We start from the raw sequence: 17,734 nt of genomic DNA on the forward strand, positions 1-17,734 counted from the left end.
CCGCACCGGCCTTCTCCTCCGGCGAATACCGCCGCATCGTCGGCCTCCCTGACACCCGTTCATTCGGCATGCTTCCATCCTCGTTTCCAAGGCCAGAAGTCTCCACCGAACCCAGGGCGATTCAGCGTGTCATGGATGCGTTGCCACGCATCCAGGAACCTTCTGATCGCGGTGGGCGTCACAAAACCGAAACCCAATGTAATGCGTGTATGTCCTTGGCTGGAAGTCGCTCTCTGGCCATCCATCAGTCCAACTTGTTGGTCTCGAGAGCGCCGAGCTCACGAACGTGAACGCGGACCCACGATGGTCCGAAAAGAAGCTCCACGCCCCGCGGGGCGTCACCTCTGGGGACGGTCAGCGAGGCCCCTGCGTCCGTGGTCATGAATTTCAATGAAGTCGCGAACCCCCCAGGCCTGAGTCCTAGGCTTTTGGGGTGACGGCATAGCTCGAGGTTCTGACAGCTCACCGAGCCCCCGAAACTGCCCTGCGCCGCGTCATCCGCGAAATCCGGACGAACGGAGACCCAGAGGGCGCAGCGCTGACCCCAACGCCCGGAACTCCCCCGACATCGGCGCAGGCAAGGGACGGCTGCCGAGTATGGCGGGACGGTGATCAGCTCTGCATCGAACACGAGGACGGACGGCTGATCTTCGTCACCAACGGCGATAAAGCGTGGGATTTCACCGCCGACGCGCAACGCCCCCGCACCTGTTCTCCAGGCCATCTCCCCTGTCTAGATGTCAACAAGTTCCTACTACGGCGCAGAACTGCCACCGACAGGACAAGCGACGTCTTCAACCTGCCCACAAGCGAAGTAGACGAAGCCGAATTCGCCGGACGGCGTTCCTGGACAGTCGAACTGACCCCGACTCCCCCCATACTGCACCCGCTACGAATCTGGATCGACATCGAATCCGGCCAAATTCTCGGCTATCACTCACATCGCTGTCTGCGACGAAATCGACGAGGAGTTGTTCGCCTGGGACGGTCGATACCATCGCTTTCGGAAACGGAATGCTCCTGGAACGAGTGCGTGATCTGTCCGGGGTCGAGGTACCGGGGGACCCCTTTTACGCGGGCCGTGAAGCCAAAGCGATCTCGAATGCTCTTGCTGTCGCGGATGACCGCGCCCCCCCTGGTTCACTCCCCAGACCTGGGCATACCGGAACCTCGATTCCAATGCCGATTGACCTTGCCGAACTAGCCGACTGGAGTGCGACGATACTGCAGCTCGACGAACCGGAAACAACCCACGAAAGTAATGCCTCACAACGCAATCGACTCCGACCCTTGTCAGGCGATACTTCTGCACGACGCGGCCGAAAAGATCCATCGTCACTCGCAGTCACGTAAAAATCAGGCCCACTCTCCGCGTGGAGAGTGCGCCTGATTTTTGTGTGTGGAACCTCAGGTCAGGAGAGGCTACCGAAGATGTTGCCGAGTGAGCCGGTTCCGGTCTCGGGGTCGGCGTCCTTCTTGGCGAAGTTGGTTGTGCATCCGTTGAGCTTCACTGCGTCGACGAAGACGCTCGAGGCTGCTGAGCCGGTTCCGACGCTGACGCCGTAGTGCTCGACCTTGGCGTCGGGATTAGCTGCGACGATGGCGTCGAGTGAGGTGGGAACGCCCTTGGCTGCGCCGCCGATGGTGCGGGTGCTCCACCAGAGTCCGTCCTGGATGTTCTCGTGATTCACCGCGTCCGTCGTAACGGGTGCGCCATTCTGGCTCGGGACCCACACCAGAGTGGTGAAACCGTTGTCGGCCGGGTTCGTGGTGCCGGTCAGGCGTAGCTGGAACGCGGCGCTGGTGGTGACTGCGCGCTCGGAGAACCCGATCTCCTTCGCTGCAGCGTCGGCGAGCTTGATGCTGCCGGCCGCGTGGTACGAGACGGAGCGATCCGTGACATCGGTGACTTCGAGTTTGAGTGAGCCGTCCTTGTCGAAGACGTTTTCTGCCGAGTAGGAGGCGGTCTGGTCCTTCTCGTCGGTGAACGGGATGCCCCATCCGTTGGCGGTGGTTTCAGTCGACGTCGCGGAACACGTGAAGCCCGCCCCCGGATCTGCGGAGCCGAGCGAACCGGTCGGTGCGGCATGGGCGAAGGCCGGCGCGATCAGCGCGGCTGCGCCGACGAGGGCAGCGATGGTTCCGGTACGACGAGTGTTCTTGGACATGCGATTGACGCCTCTCACAGGGGAAATTTAAGCTTCCGAAAACCGCCGATCAGAATTCCGGCGATGCCCGATCCGAGCAGTACTGCACCGATCAGATCCAGCGAAGAGCGCAGTCGCACAGCTGATTCCGACGTCGAAGCGAAGATCATGCCGCCGAGCAGAACCAAACCGATGACGAAGAACAGAAAATTAGCACAGACCGGACGGTTTGCGTTAGGCCGAATCGGACAAACCTCTTCTACGGGAGGAGTTAGTTCTTTCGGGTTAGTCCTTTAGTTGTAGTGGGCGGGGCGGTTGGACATCATGTGGCCGAGTTCTTCCGACGATCTCCTGCTGATTCCCGCAGCTGCAACGACATAACCCGGGCCGACGCTGCCAGGGCCGACATCGACCCAACGCAATCACGCCCGCGCAGGAGCACCCGAGAACCTTGGGCATTTTTCACACTCGTCGATCCCTACGAAAACAGGAACTCACGTCTCTGCCAGCGCCCTGATACTGCCTACCCCTCCGGCAACGACAGCCCACCATATTTCTTGAATTCACGCAATTGCTCGTTGCACGTTTCACGTAATTCGGGGAGAACACACATTAGGGCATTCGGCGGCCTGCGCCCCGACAAAAACCAGTGAACGAACTGCCTCCGGAATCGCAGAACGTGCTAACACTTCGTTCGGAGAGTTGCCACATCACGACATGGAGCCGAAACTACAACAGAAACTCGTATCACTTTCCGCCGAAGCATAATTCGTTGTTCAGGCGATGCGACATACGGTGGTGAGTCAACCCGACCTCCTACGCTTCAATCTTGCGGAACGGCAGTCGAGCACCGCTGTGGATCACGTATCGCGATACCGGCGGAGGTCCGGGGTCATCACCCGTCATTGACAGGTACGTGCCGTCGGCACGACAGGCAGGAAGTCCACAGTCTGTAGATCCCATGTTGGAAGGGAACGGCACTGCGGGCCCGGTTGAGATCGAAGCCTTGCGGCACTTGATGATTGCCATGCTGTTTCCCGGAAGAGGATCAACGAGCCGATTTCGCCGCCGTATCGGGACGCAACAACATTCTCTATATCCTGGACTGGACGATTGCTGGCCTATCCGGGGCGAGGGCGGTGCCGGCGGGCGGTACCGCGGTGCCCTCCTTGAGGGAAATGCGTTGCGAAGAGGTGGCCGTCCTCGGCGTAGCGTTCGACGGTGATCCCACAACTCGTGCCCGAGTTCGCTTCCGTGGCTGCTGTGATTGCGTCGTTGTCCGAGTGGAAGTATTCGTCGACGGCCGAACCGTCGGGCATGGTAATTCAGTAGCGATCCATCCCCTCACCATCCGCTGCCGCGATCGAGCAGGCAAGCGTGACGCCCGGCCCGGCCCTACATTCGACTCTCGCCAATGAATTACGGGCGCAGCAATCGTCGGGTCCGAACAGCGAGCCCCCGCGTGGTTGTTCTCCCCGGAACAGTTCGCGGCGTCGAGGTCGGTGAGAGCAACAAAGTGACCACGCCAGTTGCTCAGCTCAGTGGGTCAGCAGGCTCGGCGCTGTCGAGTCGATACGTCGGTCACGCCGAACAGAGTAATCCCGCACTCGACATCGACGCTGGCACATGCGGCACTGACCAGGCGAGACGCGTTCGTAGGCCGTGCACCAGGAGAACCGGCAGCGGTCAAAGGTGGAGGGCCCGAACTGCAGCCTGCGCGATCGGTAACACGTCCTCCTCGAACCACGGGTTCTTCGACAGCCACGGTTGATTGCGCGGAGACGGATGCGGTACAGGGAGATAGCCGAGCGGCAAGTAATCCTCGGCAGCGCGGACGGTATCGGTCAACGACGTTCTGCGATCCCGCCCTAAGTAATAGGCGTGTGCATACTGACCGACCAATACCGTGAGCGCAATGCTCGGCAAGTGATCGTCGAGCCGCGGGTGCCACCGGGCTGCACATTCTCGTTGCGGCGGTTTATCGCCCGAACGTGCTTTGCCGGGATAGCAGAACCCCATCGACGTGAGCGCGACCGTGCCCGGATCGTAGAACTGCGTCGACGTGAGATCCAGCCACCGGCGCAGACGATCCCCCGACGGGTCGTCCCATGCGATACCGGTGGTGTGGACTTTACGTCCGGGTGCCTGGCCGATAATGCGTAACCGAGCGGAGGGACCGGCCTGCACGACGGGCCGCGGACCGTAGGGCAGCTGGTCAGCGCACAGCGTGCACCCTCGGATCTCCGTCAACACATGCGCCAAAGATTCCTGCATGATCAAACACCCCTAAGCCGCGATACGTCGATGACCCGCTCCCCGCCTTCACGCTGGCCTGGCGGCATTCGCGGGATCCTGACAGAAATTTCCAGCCGCCCAGCCGATGGTTTACTGGCGTTCTGGCGCGGTCGTTTCAGGCGAGGCGATCGGCGTCACCGGACTCGGAGCCCGTTGCGGTTTCTCCGACATCACCGACAGTGCCCTGCAGGCGCATCCGGCCGTCCGACAACGCATACGTGACGCCGACGATCGCGCACGTACCCTTGCCCACCTTGTCGGCGATGATCCGCGACCTCTGCATGATCAACGACCCCGTCTCCACCACATGACGACCTTCGAGTTCGTCGACCGTGGACAGACCTTCGTTGCGGCCCATCAGAATCGACGGTGCAACACGCTCGATCACACTACGAATGAAACCATCGGGCACCGCATTCTCGTCCAGAGCGTCCAGCGTTGCCTTCACTGCGCCGCAACCGTCGTGCCCGAGCACGACGATCAGCGGCACGTCGAGAATATCGACGGCGTACTCGATCGAACCGAGAACCGAATCATCGAGCACGTGACCCGCGGTGCGCACGACGAACATGTCGCCCAGACCCTGATCGAAAATGATCTCCGCGGCTACGCGCGAATCTCCGCAACCGAACAACACCGCAGTGGGGTGCTGCCCGTCGACGAGTTTCGCGCGATCGGCAATCCCCTGACTGGGATGAATGGACGCGTCGTTGACAAACCGCTCGTTGCCCTCACGAAGGGACTTCCAAGCAGACACCGGACTCGAACGTGGCATTCATTCATTGTGCACACGACCAGGAACGCCGTGCGCTGGGGGTTGAAACAGGACTTCTCCGCACGTTTCTCGCCTCCCCGCGGCGATGAGCATTTGGAAGCGCGAGTACCTCCCGCACCTGATGATGGAGTGCATGAAACGCATGTATACGGTCGGCCACTCGACACACCCGTTCGACGAATTCGTCGAACTTCTCCGCGCCCACGATGTAGAACAAGTCGTCGACGTCCGCTCCGTCCCCCAATCGCGTCACAACCCCCAGTTCGGACACGATGCCCTCACCGAAGCCCTCCCCAGCCAGGGCATTCGTTATCAATGGATCGAGAGGCTCGGAGGACTGCGCCACACCACGAAAAACTCCATCAACGGCGCCTGGCGCAACACCTCGTTCCGCGGCTACGCCGACTACATGCAAACAGAGCCCTTCCAAGAAGGCATCGACCAATTATGCACCGCCGCAACCGGAGCCGTCACCACGATCATGTGCGCCGAAGCCGTCCCGTGGCGATGCCACCGATCGATGATCGGCGACGCCCTACTCCTACGCGACTACCAGGTCCTCGACATCATGAGCCCCACCTCAGCCAAACCACACACCATGACATCATTCGCGAAAATCGACGGAACACGCATCTGGTACCCACCCGATCCTTCAGAATAGGCCGCTTATGCCCGATGTTCGTTGCCGCGCCGAACCACCACCACTCCTGCCCGGCCGGGGATTGTTAGGGGCGCTCCTCACGCCGCGTTGCTACGCATACTGCAGGGCCCGGAGACCGTCTGCGCGAGCGCAAGTCTTCATCCCTCTGCCTTGACAGGGCAACCGAGCGAAGTCCCGCCCGAACGGAGAATCGGCCGCTGCGGACACCATCCTCCTGGCTGAAACAGAGTATGTGACAACTGCGTCGACTGACTTCACTGTGGGGTGCAACACGGGCCCCCACGCGACTTGCAGGCGTGATCCGCCGATCCGAAAACTTCGTTGCAGGGATGGACGAGGTTCGAACGGATCACCCATCACCGTCCACCGTCCAACTGGCGGTGACGTGACGTCTTCATTCCCCGCTCACCCGTGCCAACCGGATCAGAGCCCCCAGTCACAGTCGGCACCATCACGCGAAGGCTGCCACCCGGCGCCCGCCGATCCAGCACTGCGGTCGTGGTGGAGACGGCCGGAATTGCAGCACAGATTGAGGCGCAGCCGAACAGATCGCTAAAACCAGTTAACGAGCCACGCCCCCACGTCCGTCGACACCGCCTCCACGAGATCTCGGGTCCGTCGACTATTCTGGAGATACCAGGAGGTGAAGTTCCATGACCGAGTTGCAGAAGACCAAACGTCGAGTGAAGACGATCCGGGCTATCCGCAAGAGCACCGAACTCGAGGGCGCCCGCAGCACCGCCGCCACCCGCACGGACCAGCTCGCCTACGCGCGCGGAACGATCACCGCGACTGAGCTCGGCGATCGGGTTCGCCGCCGGTACAACGTCCAGTAACCAGTGCAGCATCCGTGGAATACCGGTGACCTCGAGACGGACTGGCAGGGCTACTTCATCCCCGGCACGGACGTTCTACGTAACCGTGTGGGCGCCGACACGATCGAGGCGCTCAGCGATGCAGAGAACGATCTTGTCGAAGCCCGAATAATCGAACTTCGTGAATCCCCCGGACTCCTCGGGGACCGAACCTATGACCTTACGTTCCTTCAGGCCATCCACCGTCAGCTCTTCCAAGATGTGTACCTCTGGGCCGGCGACGTGCGCACTGTGGGTACAGAGAAGGGCAACCAGTCGTTCTGCCCGCCAGGCAATATTCATCAGGCGATGGATCATGTCGCGTTCGAGATATACGAATGTACACAGCTCGCGACGGTGAGTGAGGTGGGCCTTGCGCGCAAAATCGCATACTTGTACGACTACGCGAACTTTGCGCACCCCTTTCGGGAGGGCAATGGCCGGGCAACTCGCGAGTTCTTCGACCTGCTTCTCTCGGAACGTGGGGCCGGACTCGATTGGCAGAAGACCGACGACGACGAGTTGCACGGTGCGTGCCACACCGCCCGGGCCGAATCCGACAGGAGCGGGCTCATCGAGATGTTCACAAAGATCCTCGACGACGAGCCGGCGTATGAATTCTGACTGTGCTGTACCCGAGCCGATACAGGGGTTGACCCGTCTCACCCACCCCCTTCGCTTTTGAACCCCTAGACAGACCAGAGGCAGCACGGCGGGCGAGCTCGACAGGCGCGTCCCTTCGATCATCTTCGGTGACATCGACTTTCCGTCGGCCCCTGCGGCCCCAGACCGTGAGCTGGTCCCCAAGTGGTCCACACTCAGGTCGGGGCGCCTGCGGTCATCATCTCTGTTCACTGCACCGAAGACAACTATCCCATCGCAAAGACAGTGGTACGCGATGACACGACGCCACAGCGTACGACGAACCTGGATCGTCGCCGGAGGTTGCGTAGTTCTTCGAAACACACCCTGCCCCCGCCGCACCGACCGACGCCGTCTTCTCCGTCCCTGTTGCGGCACAACGATATTAACGTCGATAGTTCGCTGTGCACCGGCGAGAACCACAAATCCGGATCAGGCTCCAGGACCCTCTGACACGGTCCAGACCATCATCCTGACATGAACACAAGCTTCACCTCGTTGAGGAAGGACGCCCTCCCCAATTGTCCACAGCGAGGACCTGCACAGGCCGGACCCCACTGTCACGCGACCGAGAAGCTCTCGAAGAAAGACTGCACCAGGCGATCACCGCAAAGAGAGGACACTCGGACCACGTTCGGTCCTGTGCTGAATAAGTCGGTTGAACCTGTCGAGTGCTCTCTCACGCGGACTCGACAGGTTGCGACGTGCAACGATGCTGACATTACCGCGGGTCAGCGATGCCCGCGTCGATGATGGACCGCTTCTGTTCCATCCCGATCGCCCTCATGCGCGACTCCGTGGGATCGTCGGAGCGAAGGTCCTCGGGTCGGGCACACTAGTCGCGTTGGACCGACCATGCCGACGTCTCCCTTCGCAGATCGAGTACTCGACACGCGGACGGGGAAACGCTGTGTACGCGACAGTGGCGGACGATCTTGCCGCGTTCAGAAGTCGGTTTTGCAGTACGAGCCAGGGTGTCGAGCATGACGGTACTGTGAAGACCTCTGGCCTGCTCGGGAGTTATGGGACAAAAAATGTGTGCTGCCGCGAAAGTTGCCTCGTCGGTGATGCAAGTAGCCCACTTGGACCGGTCTGTGAGCTACTACTGCGACGTGTTCACCTGCCGTGTCGCCCTTCGCGAACGCGAGGCGGCCCTTCTCCTGACGCCGGACGATTTTCAGATTTACATGTATGTCCAAAAAGACGCATCCCGGCCCAACATCAGCAATATCGGCGTCCGCTACGTCATGTGGTCCGCTGATACCGAAGAAGAATTGGCGCGGATCGGTGCTCGATTACGCGCATACGATGCCTCTACCTTCACCCAGGTAGTCGGTGGAGTGACTTTCGTCGATGGCTGCGACCCTGACGGTATACGTGTCATCGTCGCTTACCCAAGCCCAGAACAGTTACCCCGAGAGCTGATCGCACCACGATTCCACGGATAACGTGCCCGTCGACCACAAGCAGTGGTCCGGTCAGTCCTCGCTGCCGGAGCGGTCGCCGATCCACGCGAGGAGATCTGGATCGGACGAGGTCAGCCGGTCCACTTCCTCGCCGTCGTCGCAGCGTCGTAGTGACACCGTGATCGAGGTGGGGGTTCTGTGCAGAACCCGCCACATCGCTCCGGAACCGGACCACCGCGAAAGAGTTTCCACCGGTTGCTCTTCCGTCATGTCGGCTCCGCTCAGGTGTTGGCCCAGCTGTCGGGCCCGAAGACCTCGTAGTGGATATTCTGCGCCGGAACATCCCTTTCGAGCAACGATGCGCGCATCGCCAACATGAACGGCATCGGCCCGCAGAGGAAGGCTTGGGTATCGGGCTCCACTGCAATGTCTTGCAAATCCGCCCGTCCTTCGTGAACCGATCCGAACGCCACGTGCGTGCCGAGATCCTCGTACCAACGATGCAAAGTTGCGGCGGGAATCTTGTCGACGAGTGTGCTGAGTTCCGCGCGGTGAGCATGGTCCGCGATGGATCGATCCGCATGAATGACAGAGACCGAACGCTCGGCGCCGGTGTCCACGAGATGATTGAGCATCCCGATCATCGGTGTGCAACCGATTCCGGCCGACGCGAGTAGGAGAGGTGAGTTGTCATCCGGCATGGTGAGATCACCGAAAGGCGTGGTGACGGAGAGTTCCTGACCTTCGAATACGTTGTTGTAGAGGAAGTTCGACACTTCGCCATCAGGAGTGCCGGAGATTCGCTTGACGCTGATCCGCCAGTCTGCGCTGCTCGGTATCGAACACAGGCTGTATTGGCGGATCTGGCGAGCGCCGTCGGGCAGCGTAACCCCGACCGAAAGATACTGTCCGGGTGCGAAGGTGGGGAGTGCACTGCCGTCTAGCGAAGTGAGCGTCAGGGAGACGGTATCGGCGGACTGAAGAACTCGTTCGCTGATCCTGACCGTGCGCCAGACGTCACCGGCGTCGACGCCGGCGAGTTGGTAGAGGCCACGCTCCATCGTGATGAGGGTTTCCGCCATCAGCCAGTAGACTTCGTCCCAGGCTGCTGCGACGTCGGGAGTGACTGCATCGCCTAGTATTTCGACGATCGCGGCAAAGAGGTGTTCGTGCACGATTGCGTACTGGTCGGGCGTGATTCCCAGCGACGCATGCTTGTGCGCGATGCGTGAGAGTATGAGATCGACCTTGGCGCTGTCCGGCTCGAGCTGAAGCGTCGCGAATGCCGCGATGGCGCCGGCGAGAGCCTTCTGCTGTTCGCCCTGTTTCTGATTGCCGCGATTGAACAAATCACGTTCGAGTTCAGGATGTGCGTCGAACATCTTGCGGTAGAACAGGGTTGTGATATCGCCGATGGCGGCGCCGACCACGGGAAGGGTGGCGCGAATGACCTCGGTTGACTGTGGGGAAAGCATGAGCTGCTCCGTTCGGTCGAAATTCGATTGATCAGCCTGCTTCGTCGCTCCGGGTGGTGAGGCGTAGCAGGACAGTTTTGGACGGCTGCCGGATGACGTCTTCGATCGTGACCGCGTCGAGTGAAACGAAAAACGCTTCCTGTGCTTCGCGCAAAGCGCTCCGAAGGAGGCAGCCGCCGCGAAGTGGGCACGGTTTGTCGCCTTCGCAGTCGACGACTTCACCCGGGCCTTCGAGGCGTCTGGCCAGCCAGCCGATGGTGGCGGTGCGGCCGAGTTCGGTGATGGAAAGCCCGCCGCCGCGACCGCGCCTGGTTGTGACGATGCCAAGCTCACCGAGCCGTGTAACCACCTTGGTGGCATGGGAGTACGACACGTTGAGCTGCTGCGCAATTACCCGGGTACTGGGGGAGGCATCGGCGTCGAGTACGGCCAACCGCATGACGACGCGCAATCCCAGATCGGTGAACTGCGTCAGTTGCATGATCTGAACCTACATAATTCGCATCTGAGATGACTATTATGTGAGGGGGATCTCAAACGAAGGCCCAACGCACCACGTCAAACATGGTCGAGAACGCTGTGAAGCGGCACCGACCGTGCAATATTGGTTTGTTGCCGAAAGGTCGAGTCGAGCACATCGTCCCGTAGTGCACTCTCAGAGGACGGAGGTAAATCCGTACCGTCGACGCATTTCCTTGAGGTTGGCGACGTCGTTCGTGCTGAAACTCGTTGCAGCTGACCATTGCAGCGCTTGCTCGTAGTCCTCTCGCCATTGGTCGATCTCACGGGCGGTGAGGCGAGTGACGGTCGGTTTCTGTCCCCCGGCTACGGGTTCGAATTGTGCCAGAAACACGGCGAGCAATGCGGCTTCGCGCCGACATCTGCTCGTCATGGCGTCACCGTCTTAACGCTGATTGCGGCCGTACGGAATGGCACTGCAATGATCCCGCAAGCATCGATCGGATCTCGGTGAGACAGCTCGATGCGTCGAACGCAACGACGGACAAATAATGTACAGGGACTTTCGTTCCGGAAAAGCACTGTGCTACATAGTTTCATTGCTGGTGGAGCTCCATTCGGCCCCGACCTCATGAAGAACGAACAACTTTCAAGTAACTCACCGTAACAGTTCAATCCGGATTATCGCTAACCCCAAGCTATCGACGGTTCGCTCACCTACATCGCACCCAAACGGCAACTGTCGACGGTGTAACGGCTGTGGGGACTCGATCTGGAATCGGTCTGCCGCCGAAGACCGTCGTACACTTTTGCGTCGAGCGACTTATCAACAGTCGAGCTTGAGATCGCACGTGTAGGCATCGGCCCCATGTTGCACGGTTGGGTCCGTCGCGCGCTGTCCGCAAGGGATCGGCAGGAACAGGCTTTTAGATATGAAACCACTCCCGGCCAGGAGTGCTGTGCCGGGTCCAGTACAGCCGAGGGTGGTCGGTGAGAACCTGTATGCCCGACCGGATGATGAAGACCATCAGAAACAGATTGAGAAAGTGTTGCGCACCCAACCATGCAGGAAGGGCAGACGTTTCCCCTGGGCGGACCTCGCCGACTCCGGGGTGCTGTTCGATGAACACCTGCACCGACGACAACCCACGCAAGTGCTGTGCCGCAGCCATTGTCGCGATCAGGACGACGAATCCGATAGGGAGCAGCCAGAGCAGGTTGAACCGCTTGCTGTGGCCGATGCGCATACGAGGTGTGATGCCGGTGGCATATGGCACCGAACCCGCCCAGGTGACAGGGTCGACGACGTCCGCGCCTGGGATCAATTGCGTGCGGAAGCTTTGCGCCACAGTAGGAGTCCGCACGGCATCGGGGTCCGCTCTCGGCGCTGTAGACGGATCGGTGGAGTCAACCATCGGTTACATCCAAACGCTGTAGGTGACACCGGCTAGGTAACTGGCGTGCAAAAATTGTTCGAGGACCTGACCCTGCTCATCACTATTGGTCGGAAAGTCGGCTTACCTGAGTTTTGTCGGCTACCGCGTCGTATCTCGGAGCGTATATGCGGACATGTCGGGAACGACCCATTCCCCGCCGACTTCGTCGATCGGGAGAACATCGAGGACGATGTCCGGATCCAACGGTATTGCTCCGAGGATCCGGGGAACCCGTGTGTCTGCACCAGGAGGTGATGGGTTGCGCTCGTCCCACCTGATCGAGACCCCCGCTGCAAGGAGAGCATCCTGATCGACAACTACCACTACCAGTGGAAGTCGGAGGTCTCCGTACACTGTCGCGAGAACATTCTCGAGATCCCCTGCAGTGGCAGCGTGGACGAAGCCAACCTGATCGAGAGTCTTTGCGCGGGTTGATCCTTCATATTCTCCGAATCGTTGAGCGCCTTCCCAGTCATCAGCAAGGGCTATGTGAAAAATGCATTCGTTCATCGGGAACCTTTCGTGGAAGTGGTCCGGGTGTCAGTGAAGACATGCGGTCAACACCTGGAACAGGGAGATGATCGCACTGATCAACAACACGACCTTCACCAACTCGAAAGCGATGTACACCACGTGTGTCCTCGAACGAGGTAAGACTTCTCCGGCAAGGATTCGGTCTGACCGTTCACTCAGCCGTGGTCGGATCGCCGCAACCTGAACAACGAGCACCGACACGGCTAGTACAACGAACGTCAACGCGGGGACGGCAGGTTTCGCGACCGCGCACGATGCCAGCAATATCAGTGCCAGAACCAACTCCACCGCGTTCAGCGCGGTGAAAACCTTGCGGCCGATCCCGAGCCCGATGGCCAGGCTCACTCCGGGAGCGCGAAACTTGATCGGTGCTTCCAGGAAGGAAATCGCAGCGACCATCCCGAGCCAAAAGACCGGCAAGATTAATTGCGCGTAGCGTGCCGCTTCGGTCATAGGCCATCGACCTCACTGGACGGGATCGAGTTCGGTCCTTCCACTACGGCTGTGGAAATCTTCCTTCTAGCTGCATGTTCTTCGGTCCTCATTCGTTCGACCATGTGCGGGTAATGCAGTTCGAACGCGGGACGCTCGGAGCGGATCCGAGGCAGTTCGGTGAAGTTGTGCCGCGGCGGCGGACAACTTGTTGCCCATTCGAGCGAATTTCCGTAACCCCACGGATCGTCGACCGTCACGACCTCTCCGTAGCGGTACGAGGTGAACACGTTCCACACGAACGGCAGCAGTGACGCTCCGAGAACAAACGAACCGATCGTCGAGATCGAGTTCAGCGTGGTGAATCCGTCCGAGGGTAAGTAGTCGGCATACCGCCGCGGCATGCCTTCGGCGCCGAGCCAATGTTGAACCAGAAAGGTTGTATGAAAACCGACGAAAGTCGTCCAGAAATGCCACCTACCGAGTCGTTCGTTCATGAATCGTCCGGTGATCTTCGGGAACCAGAAATAGATCCCGGCGTATGTGGCGAAGACGATGGTCCCGAAGAGAACGTAGTGGAAGTGCGCGACGAGGAAATACGAATCGGTGACGTGGAAGTCGAGGGGCGGGCTCGCCAGTATCACCCCCGACAGACCGCCAAAGAGGAAAGTGATCAGAAATCCGAGCGAGAACATCATCGGCGACTCGAAGGTCAGTTGTCCTTTCCACATCGTTCCGATCCAGTTGAAGAATTTGACCCCGGTGGGTATGGCAATGAGAAAACTCATCATCGAAAAGAACGGCAGCAGAACGGCTCCCGTGGCAAACATGTGATGTGCCCACACTGCCGCCGACAGCGCAGAGATGGCGATCGTCGCGTAGACGAGTCCGGCATAGCCGAAGATCGGCTTGCGGGAGAAGACGGGAAAGATCTCCGAGACGATCCCGAAGAACGGTATGGCCACGATGTACACCTCGGGATGTCCGAAGAACCAGAACAGATGTTGCCACAGGATCGCACCACCGGTGGCGGGATCGAAGAGATGCCCGCCCAAGTGTCGGTCCACGAGCAGACCCATCAGCGCTGCTGTGAGAATAGGAAAAGCCAACAACACCAGGATCATGGTGATGAAGACATTCCACGTGAAGATGGGCATCCGGAACATCGTCATCCCGGGTGCTCGCAAACAGATCACGGTGGTGATCATGTTGACCCCGCCCAAGATGGTCCCGACGCCGGCCAGTGCGAGTCCCATGATCCACAGATCTCCGCCGACACCTGGTGAATGCAGTGCACTGGTCAGCGGGGTATATCCCGTCCATCCGAAGTCCGCGGCTCCGCCCGGGGTGAGGAATCCGGATACGGTGATGAGCGCACCGAACAGGTACAGCCAGTAGCTGAGCGCGTTCAGTCGCGGGAACGCGACATCCGGTGCACCGATTTGCAGGGGAAGTATGTAGTTCGCGAAGCCGAAGACGATCGGAGTCGCATACAGCAGCAACATGATCGTGCCGTGCATGGTGAAGAGCTGGTTGTACTGCTCGTTCGAGAGAAACTGAAGACCGGGGACGGCAAGTTCGGTCCGGATCAGCAGGGCCATCAATCCGCCCAACATGAAGAAGGCGAACGAGGTGACCAGATACATCACGCCCAGCTTTTTTGGATCGGTCGTGGTGGCAGCGGAATAGAGGAACGTGCCCTTGAACCCCCGGTGTTTCGGGTAGGGCCGCGAAGGAAGGAGTTCTGTCACAACGGGAGTCATGGGCCACCCTCACTGCTCGCCGAACGGCGGTCCGCCATCCGGATCGCCCGGGTGCGGATACCCGCCTACCAACTCCGTATCGACGCCGACGCGACCACGCTTCGCGGCCCCACCCGGAGATCCCACCACCTCGGCCGCTCCGGGTAGTAGACGATGAAAGAAGTGAGCGTTGTCGTCGATGAAATCTTCCCAGCGGGCGGGCACGTCGGATTCGTACGAGATGGCCTCGACCGGGCAGACCGGTTCGCACGCTCCGCAGTCGATGCATTCGTCCGGGTGGATGTAGAGCGACCGTGCCCCTTCGTAGATGCAGTCCACCGGACATTCCTCGACACATCCTCGGTCCATCACGTCGATACATGGTGCAGCGATCACGTACGTCATGAGCGGCCTCCAGGACACTGCCTATTTTCGAGGACATCTTTCCTCTAAAGTCTTACAGTATGGCGATACGAAAAGGAACAGGGTCGGCACGCGCCGGTACTCATGCAGTACTGGCGTCACGGCGCCGAGTCCAACTGCTGGACGCCCTGCGAGCCGGCGCGGAATCGATGACCGCCGCCGAACTGGCCGATTTGTGCGATCTGCATGTGACCACAGTTCGGTTCCACTTGAACGCACTGATCGAGGTCGGTCTGATCGCGAAGGAGACCGAACACAACGTCACCCGTGGGCGTCCACGCCAGCTCTACCGGGCACAGAATGCACTCGGGTCAGGAGTCGGCGCCACCTCCGGATACGAAAAGTTGGCTCACGTTCTGGCGGCCCACTTCGCACGCCAGAGCGACGGCACCCCGGAGAACCTCGCCGAGGCTGCGGGCAGACAGTGGGCGAGCGACGAACTCGGCGCAACCTCCGGAACCGGCCGGCCGACAGAAGAAGCAGCGCTCGTCGTCACCACCTTGTTCGCGGAGATGGGGTTCGATCCGGAACTCGAAACCTCGACATCACCGACGCGGATCCGATTGCACGCCTGCCCGTTCGAAAGCGTCGCCCGACAAAACCCCGGCGTTGTCTGCTCCTTGCACCTGGGCTTGATACGCGGGGTCCTGACACGACTCGGCGCACGCCAGATCGAGAGCACGCTCACCCCCTGGGACACCCCACATACGTGCCTGGCACAACTGGAGCAGCAATGACACACAGGATCGTGTACATCGATGTTGCTGTCGCGCAGTCGCATTCCCCTCCCCCGCTCGTTGTGGGACCGCCGGTGTACTCGCACCTATTCGCCGTTTCGCGGACCGCACCGAGACAGGAACAGTTGGACACTTCCTCACGGCAAGGGATTACATCCCATGAGCATCTATCGCATCATCTGGTGGGTCGCCGCAGCGGTCCTTACCGCGTCAGGGGGGATCGTCGCATTCCTCACCGTCTCTGCCGACGTACTGATATCGGCGATGATTGCCGCAGTATTGATCGGAGCGGGTTCACCCTGGTTGCGACCGATCACACTTCGCGCTACCCCACCACCGCGAACCCTCCTGGCGATTGTGCTACGAGACGGCGCTACGTGGGCGGCAGTCGTGGCCGGTGTCATCGGATTGATCGCGCTCTCCGGCGCTGCTGCCTTACCGCTGATACTGCTGATGACCCTCACCTCTCCCCCGGTGTCCCGCTATTGTCACGGCAGGGTCAAGTTCACCCAGTCACCCCCGTGCTCGCCGACAAGCCCTCTGATCCACACCAGCGCCGTCGAGGTGCCGCTTCTTCCGCTACCGGACTGCAGCGACCTGTCGAACGAAGCTCTGTGCCGATGTTGGCGCGTGAGTTATGCGGCGCTGCACCATGATCCATCGACACCGACTCCGGACGCGCTGCACCTCGCGCGTACCCGCGAGCGTTACCTCGACGAACTCGAACGTCGCGATCCTCGAGGATTCGCCCGATGGCTCAGCAGCGGCGCTCGTGCCGGTAGTGACCCCGCGAAGTTCCTCACCACACGAGATCATCCGCAACCCCCGACACAGGCCTGATGGAACCTCGTGCACGATGCCGATACAACTACATGATCCCGGGCGGACTTCGATCACGACTGTGTAGATGCCGCACACACACCAACCACCAGAGAAACCTGCTCGCAACCTCGTAGCCGACGAGCCGAAAACGACGTGAACCCTCGACGGCACCGGACAAATGACAGAAAGCGACCATCGTGGAAAAGATGTCTTTGACAGCGCTAGCGCGCCAACTCGCCGACAAGGCGGAAAACTCGAAGAGCGGCCGCAGCGCTCGTACCGTGTACGGCGGCCATGAGCACGTCCTGCGTCAAACTGTCATCGCGCTGGCTGCGGGGCAAAGGCTCGACGAGCACGAGAACCCCGGGGAAGCGACCGTCTACGTGCTCACCGGTCGGGTACGCCTGTGCGCAGCCGAAAACGCGTGGGAGGGCTCATCCGGCGATCTGTTGATCGTCCCGAATGCTCGGCATTCTCTCGAAGCGTTGGAGTCCTCGAGCGTACTGCTGACCGTCGCCAAAACAATCTGAAAGTATCGACGGCCTTCTGCGGCCACTGATTCGACCGTTATCCTTCTGTTTCGTTGTCGATCACGATCGAGTTGCCGAACTGTGCCCTGCTCTTTCTCTGGGTGCGGGTCTGCGGCGCTGTCTCGTGTCGATGACAACCGACCTGTGAGGTAAGTGCATTGAACCGATCCGAGACCAACGCTCCGATCGCCCCTGTGTCCTCGGAGTCCATGACCGGCGGCACGTCCGGCCCGTTGAACTCTGCCCTGCTTGATGCGCTGAAACAGCGCGTTGTCATCGGCGACGGAGCGATGGGCACCATGTTGCAGGCCGCGGACCTCACCCTGGACGACTTCCTCGGCCTCGAGGGGTGCAATGAGATCCT

23 protein-coding genes are annotated in these 17,734 nt (G+C 60.4%); 8 read left to right on the forward strand and 15 right to left on the reverse strand.

Annotated elements, in window-relative coordinates; translation table 11 throughout:
* Positions 1-244: 244 nt before the first annotated feature.
* From ATN37_RS32710 to ATN37_RS22005, 6 genes are all read right to left on the reverse strand, one after another.
* A complete protein-coding gene (locus tag ATN37_RS32710) occupies positions 245-382 on the reverse strand; it encodes a hypothetical protein (RefSeq protein WP_241896194.1) in 138 nt (45 codons plus the stop codon).
* 1,030 nt (positions 383-1,412) lie between these two features.
* On the reverse strand, positions 1,413-2,168 hold the full coding sequence (locus ATN37_RS21985) for a hypothetical protein (protein ID WP_058037456.1): 756 nt from the start codon (positions 2,166-2,168) through the stop codon (positions 1,413-1,415).
* 14 nt (positions 2,169-2,182) lie between these two features.
* Positions 2,183-2,317, reverse strand: coding sequence for an MFS transporter (locus tag ATN37_RS21990; protein WP_238565220.1), 135 nt, complete (start codon positions 2,315-2,317; stop codon positions 2,183-2,185).
* 951 nt (positions 2,318-3,268) lie between these two features.
* Complete coding sequence (locus ATN37_RS21995; RefSeq protein ID WP_007732151.1) at positions 3,269-3,466, reverse strand: hypothetical protein; 198 nt, start codon at positions 3,464-3,466, stop codon at positions 3,269-3,271.
* A 367-nt stretch (positions 3,467-3,833) separates the two neighbouring features.
* A complete protein-coding gene (locus ATN37_RS22000; RefSeq protein WP_019749598.1) occupies positions 3,834-4,421 on the reverse strand; it encodes a uracil-DNA glycosylase family protein in 588 nt (195 codons plus the stop codon).
* A 136-nt stretch (positions 4,422-4,557) separates the two neighbouring features.
* Positions 4,558-5,217 (reverse strand): carbonic anhydrase, encoded by a 660-nt coding sequence (locus ATN37_RS22005; RefSeq protein ID WP_007732161.1) that lies wholly within the window; start codon positions 5,215-5,217, stop codon positions 4,558-4,560.
* A gap of 142 nt (positions 5,218-5,359) precedes the next feature.
* Here ATN37_RS22005 and ATN37_RS22010 point away from each other — a divergent pair, with 142 nt between their 5' ends.
* The 4 genes from ATN37_RS22010 (at position 5,360) to ATN37_RS22025 (ending at position 8,822) form a co-directional block, all read left to right on the forward strand.
* Positions 5,360-5,878: a DUF488 family protein gene (locus tag ATN37_RS22010; RefSeq protein WP_007732163.1), complete on the forward strand. Its 519-nt coding sequence runs from the start codon at positions 5,360-5,362 to the stop codon at positions 5,876-5,878.
* 653 nt (positions 5,879-6,531) lie between these two features.
* Complete coding sequence (locus ATN37_RS22015) at positions 6,532-6,714, forward strand: antitoxin VbhA family protein (protein WP_007732167.1); 183 nt, start codon at positions 6,532-6,534, stop codon at positions 6,712-6,714.
* Positions 6,715-6,717: 3 nt separating this feature from the next.
* Positions 6,718-7,356: a Fic/DOC family protein gene (locus ATN37_RS22020; protein ID WP_007732169.1), complete on the forward strand. Its 639-nt coding sequence runs from the start codon at positions 6,718-6,720 to the stop codon at positions 7,354-7,356.
* Positions 7,357-8,408: 1,052 nt separating this feature from the next.
* The gene (locus ATN37_RS22025; protein WP_007732172.1) at positions 8,409-8,822 is read left to right on the forward strand and encodes a VOC family protein; all 414 of its coding nucleotides are present in this window, start codon (positions 8,409-8,411) and stop codon (positions 8,820-8,822) included.
* Between the two features lie 30 nt (positions 8,823-8,852).
* Here the strand turns inward: ATN37_RS22025 and ATN37_RS22030 are convergent, their stop codons facing one another.
* The 9 genes from ATN37_RS22030 to fdxA all read right to left on the reverse strand — a co-directional run bounded on the left by ATN37_RS22030 (position 8,853) and on the right by fdxA (position 15,263).
* Complete coding sequence (locus ATN37_RS22030; protein WP_007732173.1) at positions 8,853-9,050, reverse strand: hypothetical protein; 198 nt, start codon at positions 9,048-9,050, stop codon at positions 8,853-8,855.
* A gap of 11 nt (positions 9,051-9,061) precedes the next feature.
* A complete protein-coding gene (locus ATN37_RS22035) occupies positions 9,062-10,255 on the reverse strand; it encodes a globin domain-containing protein (RefSeq protein WP_020971120.1) in 1,194 nt (397 codons plus the stop codon).
* A 31-nt stretch (positions 10,256-10,286) separates the two neighbouring features.
* Positions 10,287-10,736: an Rrf2 family transcriptional regulator gene (locus ATN37_RS22040; RefSeq protein ID WP_019749593.1), complete on the reverse strand. Its 450-nt coding sequence runs from the start codon at positions 10,734-10,736 to the stop codon at positions 10,287-10,289.
* 174 nt (positions 10,737-10,910) lie between these two features.
* Positions 10,911-11,147 (reverse strand): hypothetical protein, encoded by a 237-nt coding sequence (locus ATN37_RS22045; RefSeq protein WP_007733004.1) that lies wholly within the window; start codon positions 11,145-11,147, stop codon positions 10,911-10,913.
* Between the two features lie 493 nt (positions 11,148-11,640).
* The gene (locus ATN37_RS22050; RefSeq protein ID WP_238565229.1) at positions 11,641-12,129 is read right to left on the reverse strand and encodes a molybdopterin-binding oxidoreductase; all 489 of its coding nucleotides are present in this window, start codon (positions 12,127-12,129) and stop codon (positions 11,641-11,643) included.
* Between the two features lie 120 nt (positions 12,130-12,249).
* Positions 12,250-12,660, reverse strand: a complete 411-nt coding sequence (locus tag ATN37_RS22055) for a DUF952 domain-containing protein (protein WP_007733000.1) — start codon at positions 12,658-12,660, stop codon at positions 12,250-12,252.
* A gap of 30 nt (positions 12,661-12,690) precedes the next feature.
* Positions 12,691-13,137, reverse strand: coding sequence for a hypothetical protein (locus ATN37_RS22060; RefSeq protein ID WP_007732998.1), 447 nt, complete (start codon positions 13,135-13,137; stop codon positions 12,691-12,693).
* A complete protein-coding gene (gene ctaD / locus ATN37_RS22065; RefSeq protein ID WP_058037458.1) occupies positions 13,134-14,879 on the reverse strand; it encodes a cytochrome c oxidase subunit I in 1,746 nt (581 codons plus the stop codon). The genes ATN37_RS22060 and ctaD overlap by 4 nt, the downstream gene beginning before the upstream one ends.
* Positions 14,880-14,888: 9 nt before the next feature.
* On the reverse strand, positions 14,889-15,263 hold the full coding sequence (gene fdxA / locus ATN37_RS22070) for a ferredoxin (RefSeq protein ID WP_007732994.1): 375 nt from the start codon (positions 15,261-15,263) through the stop codon (positions 14,889-14,891).
* A gap of 59 nt (positions 15,264-15,322) precedes the next feature.
* Here fdxA and ATN37_RS22075 point away from each other — a divergent pair, with 59 nt between their 5' ends.
* The 4 genes from ATN37_RS22075 to ATN37_RS32715 all read left to right on the forward strand — a co-directional run.
* The gene (locus tag ATN37_RS22075; RefSeq protein ID WP_019749589.1) at positions 15,323-16,018 is read left to right on the forward strand and encodes a metalloregulator ArsR/SmtB family transcription factor; all 696 of its coding nucleotides are present in this window, start codon (positions 15,323-15,325) and stop codon (positions 16,016-16,018) included.
* Between the two features lie 159 nt (positions 16,019-16,177).
* Complete coding sequence (locus ATN37_RS22080) at positions 16,178-16,858, forward strand: hypothetical protein (RefSeq protein WP_058037459.1); 681 nt, start codon at positions 16,178-16,180, stop codon at positions 16,856-16,858.
* A gap of 179 nt (positions 16,859-17,037) precedes the next feature.
* The gene (locus ATN37_RS22085) at positions 17,038-17,370 is read left to right on the forward strand and encodes a cupin domain-containing protein (RefSeq protein ID WP_007732991.1); all 333 of its coding nucleotides are present in this window, start codon (positions 17,038-17,040) and stop codon (positions 17,368-17,370) included.
* A gap of 158 nt (positions 17,371-17,528) precedes the next feature.
* Positions 17,529-17,734: hypothetical protein (locus ATN37_RS32715; protein WP_256933447.1), on the forward strand; the 206-nt coding region annotated here is incomplete at its 3' end.

It is taken from the genome of Rhodococcus sp. MH15 (genome assembly GCF_019266045.1).
GTDB classification, from domain to species: Bacteria; Actinomycetota; Actinomycetes; order Mycobacteriales; family Mycobacteriaceae; genus Rhodococcus_F; species Rhodococcus_F qingshengii.

Coding starts and splice junctions, on each gene's coding strand:
- ATN37_RS32710 (WP_241896194.1), bottom strand. CDS start 382: ATGACCACGGACGCAGGGGCCTCGCTGACCGTCCCCAGAGGTGACGCC.
- ATN37_RS21985 (WP_058037456.1), bottom strand. CDS start 2,168: ATGTCCAAGAACACTCGTCGTACCGGAACCATCGCTGCCCTCGTCGGC.
- ATN37_RS21990 (WP_238565220.1), bottom strand. CDS start 2,317: ATGATCTTCGCTTCGACGTCGGAATCAGCTGTGCGACTGCGCTCTTCG.
- ATN37_RS21995 (WP_007732151.1), bottom strand. CDS start 3,466: ATGCCCGACGGTTCGGCCGTCGACGAATACTTCCACTCGGACAACGAC.
- ATN37_RS22000 (WP_019749598.1), bottom strand. CDS start 4,421: ATGCAGGAATCTTTGGCGCATGTGTTGACGGAGATCCGAGGGTGCACG.
- ATN37_RS22005 (WP_007732161.1), bottom strand. CDS start 5,217: ATGCCACGTTCGAGTCCGGTGTCTGCTTGGAAGTCCCTTCGTGAGGGC.
- ATN37_RS22010 (WP_007732163.1), top strand. CDS start 5,360: ATGTATACGGTCGGCCACTCGACACACCCGTTCGACGAATTCGTCGAA.
- ATN37_RS22015 (WP_007732167.1), top strand. CDS start 6,532: ATGACCGAGTTGCAGAAGACCAAACGTCGAGTGAAGACGATCCGGGCT.
- ATN37_RS22025 (WP_007732172.1), top strand. CDS start 8,409: ATGTGTGCTGCCGCGAAAGTTGCCTCGTCGGTGATGCAAGTAGCCCAC.
- ATN37_RS22030 (WP_007732173.1), bottom strand. CDS start 9,050: ATGACGGAAGAGCAACCGGTGGAAACTCTTTCGCGGTGGTCCGGTTCC.
- ATN37_RS22035 (WP_020971120.1), bottom strand. CDS start 10,255: ATGCTTTCCCCACAGTCAACCGAGGTCATTCGCGCCACCCTTCCCGTG.
- ATN37_RS22040 (WP_019749593.1), bottom strand. CDS start 10,736: ATGCAACTGACGCAGTTCACCGATCTGGGATTGCGCGTCGTCATGCGG.
- ATN37_RS22045 (WP_007733004.1), bottom strand. CDS start 11,147: ATGACGAGCAGATGTCGGCGCGAAGCCGCATTGCTCGCCGTGTTTCTG.
- ATN37_RS22050 (WP_238565229.1), bottom strand. CDS start 12,129: ATGGTTGACTCCACCGATCCGTCTACAGCGCCGAGAGCGGACCCCGAT.
- ATN37_RS22055 (WP_007733000.1), bottom strand. CDS start 12,660: ATGAACGAATGCATTTTTCACATAGCCCTTGCTGATGACTGGGAAGGC.
- ATN37_RS22060 (WP_007732998.1), bottom strand. CDS start 13,137: ATGACCGAAGCGGCACGCTACGCGCAATTAATCTTGCCGGTCTTTTGG.
- ctaD (WP_058037458.1), bottom strand. CDS start 14,879: ATGACTCCCGTTGTGACAGAACTCCTTCCTTCGCGGCCCTACCCGAAA.
- fdxA (WP_007732994.1), bottom strand. CDS start 15,263: ATGACGTACGTGATCGCTGCACCATGTATCGACGTGATGGACCGAGGA.
- ATN37_RS22075 (WP_019749589.1), top strand. CDS start 15,323: ATGGCGATACGAAAAGGAACAGGGTCGGCACGCGCCGGTACTCATGCA.
- ATN37_RS22080 (WP_058037459.1), top strand. CDS start 16,178: ATGAGCATCTATCGCATCATCTGGTGGGTCGCCGCAGCGGTCCTTACC.